Origin of the sequence: Algibacter sp. L3A6 (assembly GCF_009796825.1) — a bacterium.
Taxonomy (GTDB): Bacteria; Bacteroidota; Bacteroidia; order Flavobacteriales; family Flavobacteriaceae; genus Algibacter.
Genome location: NZ_CP047030.1, coordinates 2,966,791 through 2,987,842, shown reverse-complemented (window position 1 = coordinate 2,987,842; position 21,052 = coordinate 2,966,791). Strand labels below are relative to the sequence as shown.

The following is a 21,052-nucleotide window of genomic DNA, read 5'->3' as shown; positions in this document are numbered from 1 at the left end:
CCCTTTTCGGGTAACGCCCAAAAACATAGAGTTTCTCTCTAATTCTAAACAATTTGGCTTAAACTTAAAAGTAATATTTTTAAGCCACCTTATTTTATTATATTGCAGAGCCTTAAGCACTACAAACCTTATTAATGTTAAAATAATTTGAAGTTACAATTTTTATTTATTTTCGTGTTTACTTCTATTGGTCTTGCTGGTTTTAGTCAGAATAAAATTGACTTAAAAGCCAAATTTGATATTGAAAACAAATCGATTGAAATTGTACAAACAATTACTTACCAAAACACCTCCAAAGACACGCTTAGTACAATTTATTTAAGCGATTGGAACAACAGTTATTCTACTAAAAAAACAGCTTTAGCAACCAGAATTGCAGATGAGTATAAAAATGACTTTCATTTAGCTAAAAATGAAGATCGTGGCTTTTCGGTAGTGACCCTAGCCAAACAAAACGATGCCATTTTAACGTACTCGCCAGTAAAAAATCAAATGGATATTTTACAGGTTAATTTAGTAAAACCTGTTAAGCCAAACGAGAGTTACACCATTAAATTAGAATACCGCGTGCAGGTGCCTAACAGTAAATTTACACGTTATGGCATAACAGATACAGGCGATTTAAATTTACGTTATTGGTATTTTACTCCTGCTATTTACGATGGTGTATGGCAGTATTACAGCAATAAAGATTTAGACGATTTATATATTCCGTTGGCCGATGTGAGCTTAGATCTTGAATATCCAAAGGGTTATAATATTACTTCGGAATTAGATGTTATTGAAAGACTAGAATTAGCAAACTCACAAAGTATAAAACTAGAAGGAAAAGACAGAGTTAACACCAAGTTGTTTTTAAGTAAACACTCTAATTTTAATACGATTAAAGGTGATAATTTCGCTATAGTTTCCAATATTGACGATGGCGGTTTAGAGATTATTGATAAGGTTTTAATTAACGAGAAAATATCGAAGTTTTTATTAAAAACCTTTGATAAATATCCGCACGAAAAACTTTTATTGACACAAATAGATTACGATAAAGACCCTGTTTATGGGCTCAATTTTTTACCAAATTTTATAAAACCGTATCCTGATAATTTTGAGTACGAACTTAAAATATTAAAGATTGCTTTACATAATTATTTAGAAAACACCTTGCTACTTAACCCGAGAAAAGAGCAATGGTTGCTAGATGGTATTCAAATTTACTACACTATTAATTATGTTGACCAATATTACCCAAACATGAAGTTTTTAGGTAGTATTAGCGATTATTGGGCCGTACGCCCTTTTCATGCTGCCGACATGAAATTTAACGACAAATACACTTTAGCGTACATGTTAATGGCGCGAACTAATAGAGACCAACCTTTAACAATGGCTAAGGATTCTCTGTTGAAGTTTAACAAAAACATTGCCAATAAATACAAGGCAGGCGTTGGCCTTAAGTACTTAGACGAGTTTGTAAATGGTGATGTAGTTGAAAATACTATAGAATCTTTTTTGAAGACGAATAAGCTAAAACCAACAAGTACAAAAGCATTTGAAAAACTTATAAAATCTAACACAGATAAAGATATTGATTGGTTTTTTTCTGAATACATAGCGACTCGAAAAAAGATAGATTTTAAAATACAAAACGTTACAAAAACCGAAGATTCTATTACGCTTACCGTTAAAAACAAAAGAAACAACAGCATGCCTGTTTCTCTTTATACTTTAAATAACGATAGTATAATTTCTAAAACTTGGTTAGAAAATATTTCGGGAAGTAAAACCTTTACCTTGCCCAGAAATGGCGCCAACAAATTAGCTTTAAACTACGAAAATAGTATTCCAGAAAACAACTTAAGAGACAACTGGAAATCGCTTAAAGGTTTCTTTTTTAATAATAAACCGTTGCAGCTTAGAGTTTTTCAAGACATTGAAGACCCGCATTACAACCAGGTGTTTTTTATGCCCATTGTAGAATTTAATAATATTTACGACGGTCTTACACTTGGTGTGAGAGCTTACAATAAAACAGTGTTAAGAAAACTTTTTAACTACAGAATAGAACCACAATACGCCATTAAATCTAAAACATTTACGGGTGGAGCAGCTGTTTTTAAAACACATTATTTTGAAAACAGGAATTTGTATTCTGTAAATTACGGTGTCTCCGGAAGTTACAAATCTTACGCAGAAGACTTGTTTGTTAGTAAAATTCAGCCATCAATTTCTTTTAGTTTTAGAGACGATTCAGATTTCAGATCTAATAAACGAGAATCTTTAAGTTTTAGATATTTAGATATTAATAGAGACCAAGATGAAGACCCAACTAATATTTTAACCGATACCGAACCTAATTATTCGGTTTTTAATGCGCGCTACACCAACTCGAATAATAACCTTATAAAATATAGCAGTTGGTATTCTGATTTTCAAGTCGCCAAAAATTTTAGTAAACTAGCCTTTAATTACGAATACAGAAGGTTATTTGAAAGTAACAGGCAATTAAACATCCGTTTTTATACGGGTGCTTTTATAAAAAACAGTCTGCCAACGAGCTCAAACTATTTTAGTTTTGCTCTAGATCGTCCGTCGGATTACCTATTCGATTATTCCTATTTAGGTAGATCGGAAGCCTCGGGTATCTTTAGTCAGCAATATATAGAAGCCGAAGGTGGTTTTAAATCTAAATTAGATACACCTTTTGCAAACCAATGGATGTCAACCTTTAACGCTAGTACAACGCTTTGGAACTACGTTTTACTTTATGGTGATATTGGTTTGGTTAAAAATAAGCATCGCGATCCTCATTTGGTTTACGATTCTGGTATTCGAATTAATTTAGTTACCGATTATTTTGAAATTTATCTTCCACTCTACTCTAACTTAGGATGGGAAATTGGTCAGGAAAATTACGACCAAAAAATCAGATTTAAATTCACTTTAGACCCCCAAGCTCTTCTTGGCTTATTTAGGCGCAGATGGTTTTAATTTTTTATTGAATTATCAAAATTACCTAGATAATAATACGAAAAATTCAACAGAAATAAGCCTAAACATTATTTCATCAAATTAATAACAATATTTTAACGCCGCATAACATTGTAAAAATCGTTAATATTAACTACTTTTGCAAAAAGGATACTATACAATATGCAGACAATTCCAGACGTAACAAACGATCTATCTTTCGAAGATTTTAAAACAGAAGTTTTAAACGATTACAAAATTGCTGTAGTCAGTCGGGAGTGTAGTTTGTTAGGACGCCGAGAAGTTTTAACAGGAAAAGCCAAGTTTGGTATTTTTGGCGATGGAAAAGAAGTGCCACAATTAGCTATGGCTAAAGCTTTTCAAAAAGGCGATTGGAGATCGGGTTATTATCGCGATCAAACCTTTATGATGGCTATTGGCGCATTAACCACAGAACAGTTTTTTGCTGGCTTGTACGCTAATACTAATTTAGAATTAGAACCTATGTCGGCCGGACGCCAAATGGGTGGACACTTTGTAACCCATAGTTTAAACGACAATGGAACCTGGAAAAACTTAACAGAACAATATAATTCTAGTGCCGATATTTCGCCTACTGCAGGGCAAATGCCTCGTTTATTAGGGTTGGCCCAGGCTTCTAAAATTTTCCGAAATGTAAATGACATCAATACCAACAATTTTTCTGTAAAAGGAAATGAAGTGGCTTGGGGAACTATTGGAAACGCTAGTACAAGTGAAGGTCTATTTTTTGAAACCATCAATGCTGCAGGAGTTTTACAAGTTCCTATGGTTATTAGTGTTTGGGATGATGAGTATGGTATTTCTGTTCATGCTAGACACCAAACAACAAAAGAAAATATTTCTGAAATTCTAAAAGGATTTCAACGTAATAAAAAAGAAAAAGGATTCGAAATCCTGAGAGTAAAAGGTTGGGATTATCCAAATTTAATGGAAACCTACCAAGAAGCGGCTAAAATTGCTAGAGAAGAACATGTGCCAGTTTTAATACATGTTGTAGAATTAACACAACCGCAAGGTCACTCTACCTCTGGATCGCACGAACGCTACAAAAATGCAGAACGATTAGAATGGGAAACCGAGCACGATTGTAATACACAAATGCGCCAATGGATTATTGAAAGCGGCATTGCAACTAATGAAGCTTTAGTAGATATTGAACGTACAGCTAAAAGAAACGTACGTGATGCTAAAAAGAATGCATGGAACACGTTTTTAAGACCTATTAAAAAAGAACAATTAGAGATTGTTAATATTTTAAAACAAGTAGCGTCAAAAAGTGCTAACCGCGTTTTTATCTCGAAATTGGCTACCGATTTAGAAGCTATTGGAGAACCTACTAGAAAAGATATTTTATCGACCTCTAGAAAAGTACTTCGCCTTACCCTTGGTGAAACTAATACAGAAAAAACAACACTCGGTAATTGGATAAACAATAATATAGCAAAAACACAACACAGTTTCAGTTCGCATTTATATTCTGAAACACAACGTGCAAACATAAGAATTAAAGAAATTAAACCTACCTATACAGATGATTCTGAATTAGTTGATGGACGTATTATAATCCGTGATAATTTCGATATTATTTTTAGTAGTCATCCCGAAGTTTTAGTTTTTGGAGAAGACACCGGAAAGATTGGAGATGTAAATCAAGGTTTAGAAGGTTTACAAGAAAAATTTGGAGAATTACGCGTGGCAGATACCGGTATTCGCGAAGCAACTATTATTGGTCAAGGTATTGGCATGGCACTAAGAGGCTTACGACCTATTGCTGAAATTCAGTACTTAGATTATATTTTATACGCTCTTCAAATTATAAGTGACGATTTAGCCACACTACATTACCGTACAAAAGGTAAGCAAAAAGCACCATTAATTATTAGAACTCGTGGCCATAGACTAGAAGGTATTTGGCATTCTGGTTCGCAAATGGGTGGTATTTTAAACTTAGTTAAAGGTGTACACCTTTTGGTACCAAGAAACATGACTAAAGCTGCTGGATTCTATAATACCTTGCTTCAAGGAGACGATCCTGCTATTGTGGTAGAATGTTTAAATGGTTACCGTTTAAAAGAAAAAATGCCAAACAACCTTAGCGCCATTAAGACACCTATTGGCGTGGTTGAAACCGTAAAAGAAGGAACCGATATTACCTTAGTATCTTACGGATCTACTTTGCGCATTGTAGAGCAAACCGCTAAAGATTTGTTAGCCCTTGGTATTGATGCTGAAATTATTGATGTACAATCATTAATTCCTTTCGATCTTAATCATGATATTGTAAAAAGTATCGCAAAAACAAACCGTTTAATGATTATAGATGAAGATGTTCCTGGTGGGGCGTCGGCATATATTTTAGATGAAATATTAAACAAACAAAATGCTTTTCAGTATTTAGATAGTGCTCCAAAAACATTAGCAGCAAAATCACACAGACCAGCTTATGGTAATGACGGTGATTATTTCTCTAAACCATCTGCAGAAGATATTTTTGAAGCTATTTATGCTGTAATGCACGAAACTAACCCTGTACAATTTCCTAAATTGAGATAGGTAAAAGTTTCGCTTATAAACATATCACACAAAAGGCTTTGCTAGGTTTTCCCGAGCAAAGCCTTTTTTTTACAAACATATTTCCTCACGTTTTTCATAAAACATTATTCGGCTATACTTTCTATATCTAAGCACAGCCAATTCCGTATTATTTTATTAAATTTAAAATCTAATTTATTTATAAATGAAAGCAGTTTCGGCAGTCGCTATAAAAAAAGAATTACAACATCAGTCGCAAAGCGAATTGATAGCGCTTTGCCTTAGGTTATCGCGCTTTAAAAAAGAAAACAAGGAACTCCTTACCTATTTATTGTTTGAATCGGCTCATGAAGATGATTACATTCAATCGGTTAAAACATATATAGATGATGAGTTTGAAACCATAAACAGAGATAGTTTTTTTTATATCAGGAAATCGGTTCGTAAAATTTTAAGAAACGTAAAAAAGTATGTACGCTACTCTCAGAAGAAAGAAACAGAAGCCGAACTACTTATCTATTTCTGTAAAACCTTAAAAAACTTTTCACCAAGCATTAAACGTAGCACACAATTGGTAAACTTATACGATCGCCAATTACTCATGGCTAAAAAAATAATTTCGGGCCTACATGAGGATTTACAATACGATTACAATGAAATGCTTGAAGAACTATAGAATGAAATAATAACGATAAAGAACAGCTTAATATAAGGCAGATAAAGGTAATTGTCTTTATATTGTTGTTACCACACATTTGATAAAAATTCGTAATCAGGCAAACATTTCACAAAAATTTACGTCTTTTACGATAGAACAAAGAAACAAATATAAAAAATGACAAAACTTAAAACTTATATTTTAATATTATTTCTATCAGTATTTACTATAAACGCTAACTCCCAAGATGAACAAGCTAAAAAAATGATGGAATGGGCAAATCAAGGTGCAGTTACGAACATAACTTACAATTCAGAAATTCCTTTTCGATATGTAGATGGATATATTTTTGTAGACATCGTTCAAAACGATAAAACATATAATTTTCTTTTTGATACAGGTGCCGAAGCAACATTAATAGATAAGTCTATTATAGATGAGTTTGAATATAAACCATTTTCTAAATCAACTGTTTCTGGTCCTTTAATTACAACTGAAGATGTTACAACAATTACGCTTTCAAGCATTTATATTTCCGGTGTAGAATTTGTCGATATAGGAGCTGCTTCACTAGATATAAAATTTGATGATGTGAAATTCTGTAATCAATTAGACGGAGTAATAGGTAATACTTTAATGAAAAAAACAAAATGGCAAATAGATTATGAAAAACAAATTATTCGCTTATCGGATGATATTTCAAACTTACTCTCTACGCAACCAGAATATTCGATAAATCTTAATCTTCCTTCTTGGGGTTGGGGAACAGAAACAATAGAACTAAACATAGATGGTTATGTTTCACAATTTAATTTTGATACTGGTAATGGACGTGAGAAAATAGTTTTGAAACCAAGCGAATTAAATAACTTTATTGTAGAAGACAAAAATTCAATTATAGAATACGGATTTAGCAAATCAGCTTTAGATTATAAATTACTTGCTAAAAGTATAAATATTGGCGATTTAAAACTAAATAATCAAACTATAAGTTTTCAAAGAGAAGTTGGCAACTTGCAACTTTTAGGAAATCTTTTTCTCGAAAATTTTTTAGTCACAGTTGATTGGGAAAAACATCAATTATTTTTAGAACCTACAAAAAATGTAGGTTCTGATACATTCGTAGGATTTGAACTGAATTTTAAACCGAACTTTGAAACCAACAAAATAGAAATAGCGACAGGATTAAGAGCTTTTACAAAAAAAAATAAAATAAGAAATGGAGCTTTTCTTTTAAAAGTTAATGAGACCGATGTTTCCAATTTTTCACACCAAGAATTTTGTGATTTTTGGAATATAGAATGGTCTAAAATAACACATGTAGAAAAATTAAACCTTATTATTTCACAAAACGGAAAGTCTAAAGAAATTGTTGTAACTAAAAAGAATTTGATTTAAAAAAACGTGTGGTAATACCGTATAAAATTAATTGCTATTTTAGGCTTAACCAAAGGTCGTTGCACTTTTGTTACATCTGATTTTCCTGCGGAAAATCAGATGTAACAAAACCACACTAATCTAATCATAGATGTCACAAACAAGCTTAAAAAGATCCAGGAACAAAATGAAAATCGAGTTTAAAGAAAATCAGAAATTTACGCAATGGTGGGTTTGGCTTATTTTAATCTCCATCGGGATTATACCGATTATAGGAATTTACAAGCAACTAATTCTCGGAAAACAATTTGGAGACAAACCTATGTCCGATTTAGGTTTAATTATTTTTAGTGTGTCTGTATTTTGCCTTATAGCAATGTTCTGGTTTATGCGACTAAAAACTGAAATTGACCAAAATGAAATCCGAATAAATTTCTTCCCCTTTATCAAGAAGCAAGTGAATTGGACAGAAATAAAAAGCGCTGAAATGGTAAATTATGGCTTTGTTGGAGGTTGGGGGATCCGTCCTTGGACAAAACATGGAACCGTATACAATATGAAAGGAAACAAAGGTTTGGCTATTGAACTTCTAAGTGGAGAAAAGTTTCTAATAGGCACTCAAAAAGAAGTTAAACTGGGTGAAATAATTGAAAAATTAGTTTAATTTGACGAAAATGATGTTGAAACAACTATTAAAAAAAATGAAAATTTTGTATTGAATGAATTAAAATCAATACTGACTTTGAAAAAACATTTTCAATGGAAATTTAACGGAATTTATTTATAGAAAAGACTGTTGGAGACTTAAGGATCATAAAAGTAATTTTGAGTTCATCTCTCAAGGTACTTGAATTTTCATATAAAAAACATGGCTTCTTTTAATTTTAATTTTTTTTAGTCTAAGAAACAATTTACTTATGAACCATGGTTTGCAAAAAAGAAAATAAAAACTCTTGAATCTATTTCAACGCCTATGGAGAATCAAACATCATTAGATGAAGTAATCAATGAACTACCAAATTTAAATACTCATGAAAAACAAGCCTATATTGATTTAACTAAGCTATGTTGCTCAAAACAAACTCAAAATAAACTTATTCCTTTCTTTGAAAATTTAAAAAATTTCTCAAATAATGAAGAAGAGATAAAAGTAAAACTAGAAAATGTGATTCCTTTTTTACTAGAAGATCAATTAATAGCACATGGTGCTATTTTTGAAAAATTGGCCCCTTTTACGGGGTACGTTGTTACAGACCAAAGATTAGTAACAAGGCAAAACCCACAATCTGCACATAGCGTTGGTAAAGCACCCCTAAAAGAACTACAAAAACTAAACAAAAGCATTAAATAAATGAGCGGAGAAAAAAATTTAGAAATGCTTTTAAAATCAATGAAACCTAAACACAATTTAGGCGAATTTGTATTTTGTAAAACAGAACGTTTGGAGTTCATTAATTTGAGCCAAATTGTAATGACTTTTAAAGAAGAAGAAAGCACTACCATTATTGCTAAAAAAGAAGTGGCAGACCAATTGGGTTTAGAGTATTCTTTTGTAGCATCTTGGATTACACTTACAGTGCATTCGTCTCTAGAAGCCGTTGGCTTAACAGCCGCATTTTCTAATGCTTTATCTAAAAATGGAATTAGCTGCAATGTTGTTGCAGCTTATTATCACGATCATATTTTTGTAGATGTAGAAGACACAGAAAAAGCAATAAAGATTTTAAATGAATTTTCAAAATAAAACATTAATACTAAAACATAAAAATAAATGAATTGGATACTATTAGTAATTGCTGGGCTTTTTGAAGTTGCCTTCGCTACTTCACTTGGTAAAGCCAAAGAAGCAACAGGAATAGAATCTACGTACTGGTACATCGCTTTCATTATTTGTTTAGTAATAAGTATGTCGCTTCTTTTAAAAGTAACGCAACACCTCCCAATTGGAACGGCCTATGCCGTTTGGACAGGTATTGGAGCTGTAGGTACTGTTTTAGTTGGTATATTTGTTTTTAATGAACCCGCAACAACTTTACGCATATTTTTTATTTCAACATTAATTATTTCAATTATAGGTCTGAAAGTAGTTTCGCATTAAACAAATTAAAACCACTCCCCTAACTTTTAAAATGAGTCCATCATTAAAAATAATAACCTCTATAATAACAATCATTTTAGGTTGGTTACTTACCGGAATTGGCTATACAATCAAAATTGGCCACCCAACAAATACGATATTAATTTTATTGGGAATAGCTTGTTTCATCATTGGATGTTTATGGCTTATAATCTCAATTAAATCAACTAAAAAACCTTAATTGAAAACATCGGAATTCCTCAAAATAAAGACAAATTATCTCAGCATTGGAATCAATTCAATATTGATCTTTGGAGTTCTATTATTACTAATTTTCATTGAAACTTTAGTTTTCTTCCTCTTATATGGTTCCGGTGCTAGTTCGAGTAGAATTGCCAAATTAAGGTATATGGACTTCATATTAAATTCACTTCCAATAGTTCTTGTAGCCCTTTTTTTAGTTTACAAAACCCTGAAAAGGTATAAAGAAAAAGAATACGTAAAATTCAAAACGAATCTTTTTACACTTTTAATTGTCCTTTTTCTTTTCTCTATAACAGACCAAATTAACCAACTTATTTCCTAGGAAAAATAAAAACGATGTGGTTACATCATATAGAAATAATTCCGTAATTTAGTGCTTAAATAAAGGTAGTAGCGTATTTGCTACGTCTAATTTTCATCAGGAAATTCCTCGCACGCAAAACCGTACTATTCTTGTACGTAACCGTTAATTAACCATAATATAAATTTTCATTTTTTTATGATGGTTTTACTAACTTCTTCTATTATTTGTGTTGTATGAAAAAATTAATTTATATAAGTTTCTTCAGCTTCTTTTGCATGAGTTCTTTAATGGCTCAGAATAATTTAAGCACTATTGAAATCGATTTAATTAACCGAAGTTTAGAAAAAAGTTATGCCTTAAAAAAATCGATTCATGAACTTTCTATCGACAGCATAGAAAGAAAAATTATCCGTCAGAATTTTATTCCAACTCTAGAAGCCGATGCCAAGTATGGCTACGCATCGAGTAGTATAGATATCGACACCCCAACACTACAGTTACCCATTACGGGTATTGAATTATTTGAAGGCGACTCGAGATTCAATACGCAAGGCCAAATTTTCAATGCAAACCTAACGGCTAAAGCTCTGCTGTTTTCTGGCTTACAAGTAAAATATGGATCTAAAGCTACTGAAGAAAAAATTAAAGCAAAAAACTTTATGCTTCATGCTGAAAAAGCAGATATTATAAAGGATGTTATTGACACTTTTGATACAATTGAATTACTGAAACAATCTGAAATTGTTATCACCAAAAGTGAAGAACGTTTAGCAAAAGAAAAAGAAAGAGTAAAAACAGCCATAGAAAATGGATTAGCCATTCCCTATGATCGAGATAAAATTACGGCAGCCGAATTAAGCTTAGCATCCAAAAAGATAGAACTTCACGGCAATCTCAGTTTATTATATTTAAAACTTTCTATGTTAACGGATGTAAATATTTCAACTTTAGAAAATTACAGCTTCGAATTAACGCCATGGACGTTAAAAAACATAGAACAAAACTTTAGTGATCGTCCCGAATTAAAAGCCCTAGACGCTTCTGTAAAAGCTTACGATTATAAGTTAAAAATGAATAAAAACGCCTATTTACCAAAGGTTCAAGCGGTGGCTTCCCTATCTTACTCTAATTTGTTTAATGCCACTTTAGAAACCCCATACGCACTTCCTGGTGGTGAAAATATAAATTTAGAATTAGACAAATTCGAATTAGCTCCTGCTTACTTTTTGGGAGTTGGTATGCAATGGGAATTATTTAGCGGCTTAAAACATACCAACGAAACACACATAGCACGTATCGAAAAAAATATAATTGAAGAAGAAAAAAGTGATATTGAAGAAAAACTAGAACTTTTCGCAAAAAAAGTACAGGTAAATTTTGATGTTAAAAATCAACAATTGGTATTAAAAGCGCAAGAAATGCAGGTTGCCAAAAACAGCTTAAATCTAGCAATTAAAAGTTACCGCGAAGGGTTAATATCAATATCAGATCGCTTGCAAACCGAGACAGAATATCAAAATGCCGTGCTTAACTATTACAATTTTGTAGCACAACAACGCATGGTTGCATTAGATTTATTAATCTCAACAGGGAGTTTACAAATTGAAAATTTGAAAAATTAGAAACTTATTCTATTATGAAAAACAAAAAGCAAATTCTTATATTAATAGTTCCAGTGTTAATTATCGCTATCGGCATATTTTTGTTGCTTCTTTTAAAACCTAACGAAAATGAAAATCGTTTTTTTGTTGGTTTATTTGAAACCACCGAAATCCGTGTGGCTTCCGAAGTTCCTGGTCGTATAGAAACCATTTGTGTAAAGCTAGGCGACCAAGTTAAAAAAGGACAACTACTTGCAACTATTGAAAGTGATATTCTGGATGCTAAAATTCAACAAGCTGAAGGCATGTTTGATGCTGCTAAATCGGTAAGCGATAAAGCAAACTCTGGAGCTAGAAGTCAAGAATTATCCGCCGTAGAAGACAAATATAAAATGGCTGAAAGTCAATATAGCTTTGCAGAAAAGTCTTTTAAAAGATTAAAAGCCATGGCTAAAGACAGTTTGATATCTCAACAACAAATGGATGAAATCACCTTTAAGCGCGATGCAGCTTTCGATCAAATGAATGCAGCCAAATATATGTTTGAAATGGCAAAAGAAGGAGCCAGAATTGAAGACAAAAAAGCCGCCAAAGGCCAGATGAATGCTGCTGGAGGAAAAGTAAGTGAAGCCAAAGCTTATTATAAAGAATTAGAAGTTTACGCTCCCGTTTCTGGTGAAATCTCATCAAAACTAGCAGAAGAAAGTGAAGTGATGCCTGCTGGTTACCCCATATTTACTATTCAGAAATTAGAAGAAATATATGCTGTAATTCATGTAAGGGAAGATTTTTTACAGGATTTTTCCATGGGAACAGAAATCTCAGGAAATCTACCAGCTTTTAATAATGAGCCACATACATTTAAGGTAACTTATATTGCACCAATGGCCGATTTTGCAGATTGGGTTCCAACAGCTGATAAAGGCCGATTGGATATGAAAACTTTTGAAATTCATTTAACACCTTCAAAAAGAATAGAAGGTTTACGTCCAGGCATGAGTCTTAATATCCAATTTTGAAAACGATACTACAAATAATAATTAGAGAGTTTATAAGGCTTAAAAAAAGGCCCACCGCTTGGGTGCTTCTATTTGTGATTCCTATTGGCGTTTTCTTTTATCTCGGCGCTATTTATGAAGAAGGCGCTATAAAAAACGTATCAATTGCCGTTCTAGATTTAGATCATAACGATTTAAGCAGAAAAGTAATTAGCAATGTGGAAGCTTCTCCGAAGTTAAACATCATTCAGTTTTTGAACTCTAACGATAATATAGACGACATTTTTATAAATAATCCTGAAATTAAAGGGTTTTATGTAATTCCGAAGAATTTTCAGAAAAATATTTTAAACGGAAAACAAGAAAAATTATTGGTTTACACCAATTCTTCAAACATTATATACGGCAACCTTATTTACAAAGAAGCTGCCACTTTTATAAACACCATGTCTTCGGGAATTAATTTACAAACCTTTAAACTTAACGGAATTCCGCACGAGAAAGCTATGAAAATGGTTATGCCTATTAAGGTAATCACTAAACCGCTTTACAATGCTTATTATAATTATTTGTATTATTTAGTTCCGGGATTAACCACGGTTTTATTACAAATGATAGTATTTCTTTTGGCTGCAAGATCTATTAATTCTGAATATTCAAATGAAACCTATAACGTATTATTAAACCTCGCGAATGGTAGTATTTTTAAAATTATTTTAGGAAAATTAATAGCATACACCCTACTCGGGTTGATAGTTGCTATTTTTATATTCTCTGTAGTGCATCCGCTTTTGGGTATTCCTTCCAGTGAAAACACCTTGCCATTTCTATGGGTAATTTTAGCGTTTGTAATGGCAAATGCCATGTTGGGTATTATGATTTCTACAATTTTTAAAAACGAAGCGATTGCCATGGATGTATCTTTTGTTTACAATTCACCAGCATTTGTATTTAGCGGCTTTACATTCCCTATTATGGCCATGCCCGCTTTTAATGCTTGGTATGCCCAACTTATACCCTACACCCATTTTTTAAACGCTTTTATAAAAGGCATGGAGATGAACACACCTTTCTCTTTTTTAATACAACCGACTGTAAATTTGTTGATTTTCTTTTTGGTAGGCTATGTTATAACCGTGAGCATATTTATGTTTCGAAATAAAAAAGTAGCTGTATGAAAAAATGGTTTTCCATATTTAAAAGTGAATTAGCTCTCATTTTTGACGACAAAAGCATACTACTTACGTGTTTAGTAGCACCGATAATTTATGCTTTTTTTATTGGCTCTATTTACTCCGAAAAAAACGTTACAGAAATCCCTATTGCGGTGGTAGATTTTGATCATTCAAATTTATCTAGAAAGGTTTCTCAATTAGTCAATACTTCTGAAAAAATATCTGTAGAAGGCCACTATTCGTCTTTAGAAGATGCTATGTTTCATTTTAATAACCTAGAGGTTCAGGGCATTCTTGTTTTACCAAAAAACTTTCAAAAGAAAACCATGAATTTAGATGGTTCACAGGTAGAACTCATTTTAAATAATACTAAATTTTTAACTTCAAACGAAATAAACAAAGCCGTTCAAAGTGTTATTTTAACTGTGGCTGGAGGTGTTAGAATGCAATATTTAATTTCTAATAACATACCCGTAGAACTTGCTAAACAAAAAGCACAGCCCATACTACCAGTTTTTAAATCGATTTATAATGCTACTAATAATTATGGCGATTATTTGTTACCTATTTTATTAATTTTAATTCTTCAACAAACATTAATAATTGGTTTTGGACAAAGCATTGTGCATGAATTTAAACATGGCCTTTTTAATCATTCAGAAAAATTAAACTTCTTTGAGTTTATTAAAATCCTTTCTGCAAAAAGTTCTTATTACATATTGCTTTATATTATATACTTTTTTGTTTTCTACAAATTAATATTTCCGTTTTTCTCGCTTGGTTTTAATGGCTCCATCTTTTTACATCTGTTATTGAGTTTTCTGTTTATCGCTGTTCTAATTATATACACAACCTTATTTGCATCATTTTTTAAAACAGCCATTGGTTGGACAGAAATTATGGCGTTTTCTACCTACCCGCTATTCTTAGTTTCCGGATATTCTTGGCCTATCGACTCAATGCCACAAGGTTTACAAGTATTTGCAAACTTATTACCATCTACGCCTTATTTCAATATATTTAATGCTTTAGCTATTGAAGGTGCTAAGATAGATAACATTACCAATGGGTTTATTCATTTACTGGTGTTGCTATTAGTTGGTTATTTATTACTTTACGTGAGGTTTCAATTTATAAAAAAAATGATAGTTAAAACTGTTGTGAATTAATTACTCTCTTAATTTAAAAAAAGCAGTGATTTAATATAAGGATTGTAACAAAATTTAAATTGGTATACTAATTCCTAAAACCACATTAAGATGAAAAACACAAACAAAAGAAAAACATTAATTCTAATATCTGCTGGAATGCTGGTTATTTCTACGTCGCTAATATTTTTTCAATTCATAGAATTAGTAGATTTATTGAAAGGCTTGCTTATGGGAATTGGAATCGGACTTTTACTTACCGCAATAATCTTTGGAAGTTTTAAAACAATTTAAATATGCAAACACAATACGCTCCAATATCCACTAGAATAAAAGCCGTTATAATCGATAGTATTGCCATCATCGTTTTAATGTAAGCTGCTGTAGAAGTTTTTAATCTTTTTGAAAGTATTCCAAATTATATAAGAATATCTGTTTTTCTAGGCCTATTTATACTTTACGAACCTCTTTTAGTTTCCATTTTTGGTGCAACTTTAGGTCATTTTTTCAATGATATTGTAGTTAAACAAGAAGCTAACGAAAATAGAAACATTAACTTCCTGCTTGCTATAATTCGTTTTATAACTAAATCACTTTTAGGTTGGGTGTCATTACTAACCGTTAACAGCAATTCTAAAAAGAAAGCCATTCACGATTATGTGGCGCAATCTGTTGTGCTTCCATATAAACCAAATAAAAAAGCATCTACCCCATAAAATTTTCATCTTAAATAATTTCTAATTTTCCGTTAACAATTCATAACCCTTTCTTTGAAAGCTAAGCTCAAATATTTTATCTTTGTTCGCTTAATACGAAAATGATTTATGAAGATTTCATATAACTGGTTAAAGCAATTTTTAAATACAGATTGGACTCCAGAACAAACTAGCGAATTACTTACCGATTTAGGACTTGAAGTTGAAGGCATAGAAGCCTATCAATCTGTAAAAGGAGGATTAGAAGGTGTTGTAGTTGGCGAGGTTTTAACTTGCGTAAAGCACTCAAATGCCGATAAACTAAATATTACCACCGTAGATATTGGTTTAGATGGCCCTGTACAAATTGTTTGTGGCGCACCAAATGTTGCAGCCGGACAAAAAGTACCTGTAGCAACCATTGGAACCACTTTATATTCTGAAGAAGGTGAAGCATGGACCATTAAAAAAGGAAAAATTAGAGGTGAAGAAAGTTTCGGGATGATTTGTGCTGAAGATGAACTTGGTTTAGGGAAATCTCACGACGGTATTTTAGTTTTAGATGAAACTTTAAAAGTAGGTACGCCAGCAGCCGATATTTTCGATATTGAAAACGATCAAGTTTTTGAAATTGGATTAACACCAAACCGTGCCGATGCCATGAGCCACTACGGTACTGCTCGTGATTTAAAAGCCGGATTAATTCAAAAAGATGTTAACTTAGAACTCATTACGCCATCAGTTAGTGCTTTTCACGTAGAGAACCGCACGCTTAAAATGGATATTGATGTACAAGATAAAGAATTAGCACCTCGCTATTGTGGTGTTACAATTTCTGGTATAAAAGTACAAGAATCTCCAGCTTGGCTGCAACACCGCTTAAAAGCTATTGGTTTAAGTCCAATAAATAATATTGTTGATGCTACTAATTACGTTTTACACGAATTAGGTCAACCACTTCACGCCTTTGATGCCGCTAAAATAGCAGGAAATAAAGTTGAAGTCAAAACCTTACCAGCGGGAACAAAATTCACAACACTTGATGGGGTAGAACGTGAATTACATGAAGATGATTTAATGATTTGTGATGCTGAAAAACCAATGTGTATTGCTGGTGTTTTTGGCGGATTAAATTCTGGAGTATCAGAACATACTACAAGTATCTTTTTAGAAAGTGCTTATTTTAACCCAGTAAGTGTTCGTAAAACAGCAAAAAGACATGCATTAAACACCGATGCTTCTTTTAGATTCGAACGCGGAATAGACCCTAATATTACAGGTTACGCCTTAAAACGTGCTGCCTTATTAATTCAAGAATTAGCTGGTGGAGAAATCACTAGTGATGTTATTGATTTTTATCCGAAGAAAATTCAAGATTTTGAGGTGCGTTTAAGCTTTGAAAATGCCGAAAAATTAATTGGAGAAGAAATTCCGAAGGAAACTATAAAACGTATTCTTACGTCTTTAGATATTAAAGTTAATAATGTTACCGAAACCGGATTAGGTTTAACCGTGCCAGCATACCGAAATGATGTGCAACGTGAAGCTGATATTATAGAAGAAATTTTACGTGTTTACGGATATAACAATGTAAAAACAACTGAAAAACTTAACGCTTCTATTTCTGCAACATCTCGTTTTGAAGATTATAAAATTCAGAATGTGGTAGGGAATCAATTAGCATCACAAGGTTTTTTCGAAATACTATCTAACTCGCTAACCACACCTAATTATGCTGCTTTAAGCGAGCAATTAAAAGAAGAGCACAATATTACCATGCTAAACCCATTGAGTAATGATTTATCTGTAATGAGACAATCTTTATTGTTTTCAGGTTTAGAAGCTGTATCATTCAACATTAATAGAAAACGTGGAGATTTAAAACTTTTTGAATTTGGTAAAACATACCATAGTTTTCAAGATAAACGTGAAGAACTTAAGCATCTAGCTGTGTTTTCAACTGGAAACCAATCTCAAGATAATTGGATTTCACCTAACCAGAAAAGTGATTTCTTTTTTATGAAAGGAAGCATTGTTTCTATTTTAGAACGTTTAGGTATTTCTAGGTTTAATGAAGCACCAACTAAAAACGATTTAATAAGCGAAGGTATAAGCCTAGGTTTAGGAAAAACCACTTTAGTAGATTTCGGGCTAGTTAAAAAGCAAGTTTTAAAACAATTTGATATTAACCAAGATGTTATTTTTGCCGATTTTAACTGGGATGCTATTTTAGACGTAGTTAAGCGCAATAAAATTACTTTTAAAGCCATCACTAAGTATCCTGAAGTAAAGCGTGATTTCGCCTTATTATTGGATGATAGCGTAACTTTTGAGTCAATTTATAAATTAGCGAAACAAAGCGAAAAGCAATTACTAAAATCTGTAAATCTTTTTGACGTTTACCAAGGGAAAAATCTTCCTAAAGGAAAAAAGAGTTACGCGGTGAGTTTTACACTTCAAGATGAAAATAAAACGTTAACCGATAAGCAAATTGATAAAATAATGAACAAACTGCAATCGAGTTTTGAAAGACAACTTGGTGCAGAATTAAGATAGTTAAACACCTGTTAAATATTAAAAGTCGGCCATGGCCGGCTTTTTTTGTGTTTAAAAATGTTGTATATTTAGTTAGAACATTAAACTCAATAATATTATGACAGATTCAAACTATATAAAAGTATTCAGTGGAGATTTTATCGTTGTAAAACGAATCATTTCCGATTTAGAAAACGAAAACATAACTGCTGTAGTTAAAGACGAGACCGAATCTGCTAGATTGGCCGGTTTTGGAGCATCAGTATATGGACATCAAGACATTTACGTTCACAAAGACGAACTGGCAAAAGCAACTTCTATTATTGAAAATATAAACTTAGAGATAGAACCTTAACATAGTTGTTGGCGCACACGAACAAACTTAACTGATTTTTAACGCTTTACAGCTTTCATTACATTTTAATATTTACTATATTGTAGGAATAAACTTTTTAAAACAAACTAAAATGAAAAACTACATTAAAGTATTTACAGGAAATCTCAATGATGTACAGCGGGTTTACAATAATTTAGCAGAGCTAAACATTTGCGCTGTAATTAGAGCCAAATCTAAGTTTGAACGTGTTAATTATCCAGGCGATCTAAACCAGACCATACAGGATATTTTAGTACATCAAGAGGAAATTGATCGTGCAACGGAAGTTCTTGATAATTTAATGGGTAAAAATGCTTCTGCAATAGCAAGAGGTAATTCTAAAAGTAAACCAAACCGTAATAAACATTATGCGTAATGCTTAATTAATTATTTTGGTTTTTCATTTTTATTATTTTTTATCTCAACTAAACACAAAAATTTAGTTTTAAGTACAACAAGTTAAAACTACAATGATTTACCACGACCCCAAAGGACTTTTTTTTTAAAAGGTCCTTTTTTTTTATGCTTATAATTGAAAACAAGAAGTAAACCTGTTATTCATTTTTTAGCAAAAAAAAAGTTTATTGAAACTAGGTTCCAATAAACTTTTATTATAATTTATGTTCAGGTTTATACCGTGTACATTTTGTCACGTAATTCTTTAATGTTTTTATCCTGCATATACTCATCGAACGTTGTATAACGGTCTATAACACCATTTGGAGTTAGTTCTACTACTCTATTGGCAACTGTTTGTGCAAACTCATGATCGTGAGTAGTGAATAAAATAGTGCCTTTAAAATTTGTAAGTGAGTTATTAAATGCGGTAATACTTTCTAAATCTAAATGGTTTGTAGGCTCGTCTAATTGTAAAACATTAGCTCTCATCATCATCATTCTAGATAGCATACATCTTACTTTTTCACCTCCAGATAATACAGACGATTTTTTAAATGCTTCCTCACCACTAAAAATCATTTTACCAAGGAAACCACGAATATTTACTTCTTCGCGTTCTTCCTCTGTTGTTGCGTATTGACGTAACCAATCGATTAAAGTAAGTTCATTATTAAAAAAGGCATCATTATCTAATGGTAAATAAGATTGCGTTGTGGTTACACCCCACATAAATTTACCTGAATCTGCTTTTTCATTATTATTTAAAATTTCATAAAATGCCGTTGTCGCTCTAGAATCTCTAGAGAACACTACCACTTTATCGCCTTTAGCTAAGTTTAAGTCAATATCTTTAAAAAGCAATTCACCTTCTAACGATGCTGTTAAACCTTCAATATTTAAAATTTGATCTCCAGCTTCTCTTTCACGTTCAAAAATAATAGCAGGATAACGACGACTAGTACGTCTAATATCTCCAATATTTAATTTCTCAATCATCTTCTTTCTACTGGTTGCTTGTTTACTTTTTGCAACGTTGGCAGAAAAACGACGTATAAACTCTTCTAATTCTTTTTTCTTCTCTTCGGCCTTCTTGTTTTGTTGTGCATGTTGGCGTGCTGCTAATTGAGAAGACTCGTACCAAAATGTATAGTTACCCGAGTAATGGTTTATTTTTCCGAAGTCAATATCAGAAATATGTGTACAAACCGCATCTAAAAAGTGTCTATCATGCGATACTACAATCACACAACTATCATAATTAGCTAAAAAGTTTTCTAACCAAGAAATGGTTTCGTAATCCAAATCATTGGTAGGCTCATCCATAATTAGCACGTCTGGATTTCCGAATAACGCTTGTGCAAGTAATACACGTACTTTTTGTTTACCATCCAAATCGGCCATTAATGTATAATGAAAATCTTCTTTAATCCCTAAGTTAGAAAGCATAGATGCAGCATTACTATCTGCATTCCAACCATCCATTTCTTCAAATTGAACCTGAAGTTCACCAATTTTCTCAGCATTTTCATCTGTATAATCAGCATATAGTGCATCAATTTGAGTTTTAATGTCGAATAAAGGTTTATTCCCCATTAAAATAGTTTCTAACACTGTGCTCTCGTCATATAAGTTGTGGTTTTGTTCTAAAACCGACATACGCTTACCTGCCTCCAACGAAACATGCCCAGAGGTTGGTTCCATTTTACCCGAAATAATCTTTAAAAAAGTAGATTTTCCCGATCCGTTTGCACCGATAATACCATAGCAATTGCCATTATTGAATGTAGTGCTCACTTCATCAAATAGAATACGTTTTCCGAATTGAACAGAAAGATTTGAAACTGATAACATAAAGTTGTTTATTTTTTTGCAAAAGTAGAAAAATTCATTGGTAAGAAGAAACTTCG

Annotated in this window: 18 protein-coding genes; 17 read left to right on the top strand and 1 reads right to left on the bottom strand. The window is 32.2% G+C overall.

Going from position 1 to position 21,052, the window contains the following annotated elements:
• The first annotated feature begins 147 nt into the window (after window positions 1–147).
• The 17 genes from GQR98_RS12560 (at window position 148) to GQR98_RS12480 (ending at window position 19,122) form a co-directional block, all read left to right on the top strand.
• Window positions 148–2,985 (top strand): metalloprotease, encoded by a 2,838-nt coding sequence (locus GQR98_RS12560; RefSeq protein WP_159019792.1) that lies wholly within the window; start codon window positions 148–150, stop codon window positions 2,983–2,985.
• A 162-nt stretch (window positions 2,986–3,147) separates the two neighbouring features.
• Window positions 3,148–5,559, top strand: coding sequence for a thiamine pyrophosphate-dependent enzyme (locus tag GQR98_RS12555; RefSeq protein WP_159019791.1), 2,412 nt, complete (start codon window positions 3,148–3,150; stop codon window positions 5,557–5,559).
• Window positions 5,560–5,743: 184 nt separating this feature from the next.
• The gene (locus GQR98_RS12550; RefSeq protein WP_133968566.1) at window positions 5,744–6,214 is read left to right on the top strand and encodes a hypothetical protein; all 471 of its coding nucleotides are present in this window, start codon (window positions 5,744–5,746) and stop codon (window positions 6,212–6,214) included.
• Between the two features lie 159 nt (window positions 6,215–6,373).
• Window positions 6,374–7,594, top strand: coding sequence for an aspartyl protease family protein (locus tag GQR98_RS12545; RefSeq protein WP_159019790.1), 1,221 nt, complete (start codon window positions 6,374–6,376; stop codon window positions 7,592–7,594).
• Window positions 7,595–7,760: 166 nt separating this feature from the next.
• Window positions 7,761–8,237 carry a phosphoethanolamine transferase domain-containing protein gene (locus GQR98_RS12540; protein ID WP_199270199.1) on the top strand — a complete coding sequence of 159 codons (477 nt, stop codon included), beginning with the start codon at window positions 7,761–7,763 and terminating at the stop codon, window positions 8,235–8,237.
• Window positions 8,238–8,546: 309 nt separating this feature from the next.
• Window positions 8,547–8,924, top strand: coding sequence for a hypothetical protein (locus GQR98_RS12535; protein WP_159019789.1), 378 nt, complete (start codon window positions 8,547–8,549; stop codon window positions 8,922–8,924).
• Window positions 8,925–9,317, top strand: a complete 393-nt coding sequence (locus GQR98_RS12530) for an ACT domain-containing protein (protein WP_159019788.1) — start codon at window positions 8,925–8,927, stop codon at window positions 9,315–9,317.
• 27 nt (window positions 9,318–9,344) lie between these two features.
• Window positions 9,345–9,671, top strand: coding sequence for a DMT family transporter (locus GQR98_RS12525; RefSeq protein WP_042504983.1), 327 nt, complete (start codon window positions 9,345–9,347; stop codon window positions 9,669–9,671).
• A gap of 780 nt (window positions 9,672–10,451) precedes the next feature.
• Entirely contained in the window at window positions 10,452–11,840 is a 1,389-nt protein-coding gene (locus GQR98_RS12520) for a TolC family protein (RefSeq protein ID WP_159019787.1), read from the top strand.
• A gap of 14 nt (window positions 11,841–11,854) precedes the next feature.
• On the top strand, window positions 11,855–12,838 hold the full coding sequence (locus tag GQR98_RS12515; RefSeq protein WP_159019786.1) for an HlyD family secretion protein: 984 nt from the start codon (window positions 11,855–11,857) through the stop codon (window positions 12,836–12,838).
• Window positions 12,835–13,995, top strand: a complete 1,161-nt coding sequence (locus GQR98_RS12510; protein ID WP_159019785.1) for an ABC transporter permease — start codon at window positions 12,835–12,837, stop codon at window positions 13,993–13,995. Before GQR98_RS12515 ends, GQR98_RS12510 begins: the two co-directional genes overlap by 4 nt.
• Window positions 13,992–15,161: an ABC transporter permease gene (locus GQR98_RS12505; protein ID WP_159019784.1), complete on the top strand. Its 1,170-nt coding sequence runs from the start codon at window positions 13,992–13,994 to the stop codon at window positions 15,159–15,161. Before GQR98_RS12510 ends, GQR98_RS12505 begins: the two co-directional genes overlap by 4 nt.
• A 90-nt stretch (window positions 15,162–15,251) precedes the next feature.
• Window positions 15,252–15,434, top strand: a complete 183-nt coding sequence (locus tag GQR98_RS12500; RefSeq protein WP_159019783.1) for a hypothetical protein — start codon at window positions 15,252–15,254, stop codon at window positions 15,432–15,434.
• 116 nt (window positions 15,435–15,550) lie between these two features.
• Window positions 15,551–15,856, top strand: a complete 306-nt coding sequence (locus GQR98_RS19250; RefSeq protein WP_317164230.1) for an RDD family protein — start codon at window positions 15,551–15,553, stop codon at window positions 15,854–15,856.
• A gap of 108 nt (window positions 15,857–15,964) precedes the next feature.
• Window positions 15,965–18,391 (top strand): phenylalanine--tRNA ligase subunit beta, encoded by a 2,427-nt coding sequence (gene pheT / locus GQR98_RS12490; protein ID WP_159019782.1) that lies wholly within the window; start codon window positions 15,965–15,967, stop codon window positions 18,389–18,391.
• 97 nt (window positions 18,392–18,488) lie between these two features.
• Window positions 18,489–18,725 carry a putative signal transducing protein gene (locus GQR98_RS12485; protein WP_159019781.1) on the top strand — a complete coding sequence of 79 codons (237 nt, stop codon included), beginning with the start codon at window positions 18,489–18,491 and terminating at the stop codon, window positions 18,723–18,725.
• Between the two features lie 112 nt (window positions 18,726–18,837).
• Window positions 18,838–19,122 carry a hypothetical protein gene (locus GQR98_RS12480; RefSeq protein ID WP_159019780.1) on the top strand — a complete coding sequence of 95 codons (285 nt, stop codon included), beginning with the start codon at window positions 18,838–18,840 and terminating at the stop codon, window positions 19,120–19,122.
• 254 nt (window positions 19,123–19,376) lie between these two features.
• Here the strand turns inward: GQR98_RS12480 and GQR98_RS12475 are convergent, their stop codons facing one another.
• A complete protein-coding gene (locus GQR98_RS12475; RefSeq protein ID WP_159019779.1) occupies window positions 19,377–20,996 on the bottom strand; it encodes an ABC-F family ATP-binding cassette domain-containing protein in 1,620 nt (539 codons plus the stop codon).
• Window positions 20,997–21,052 lie beyond the last annotated feature (56 nt).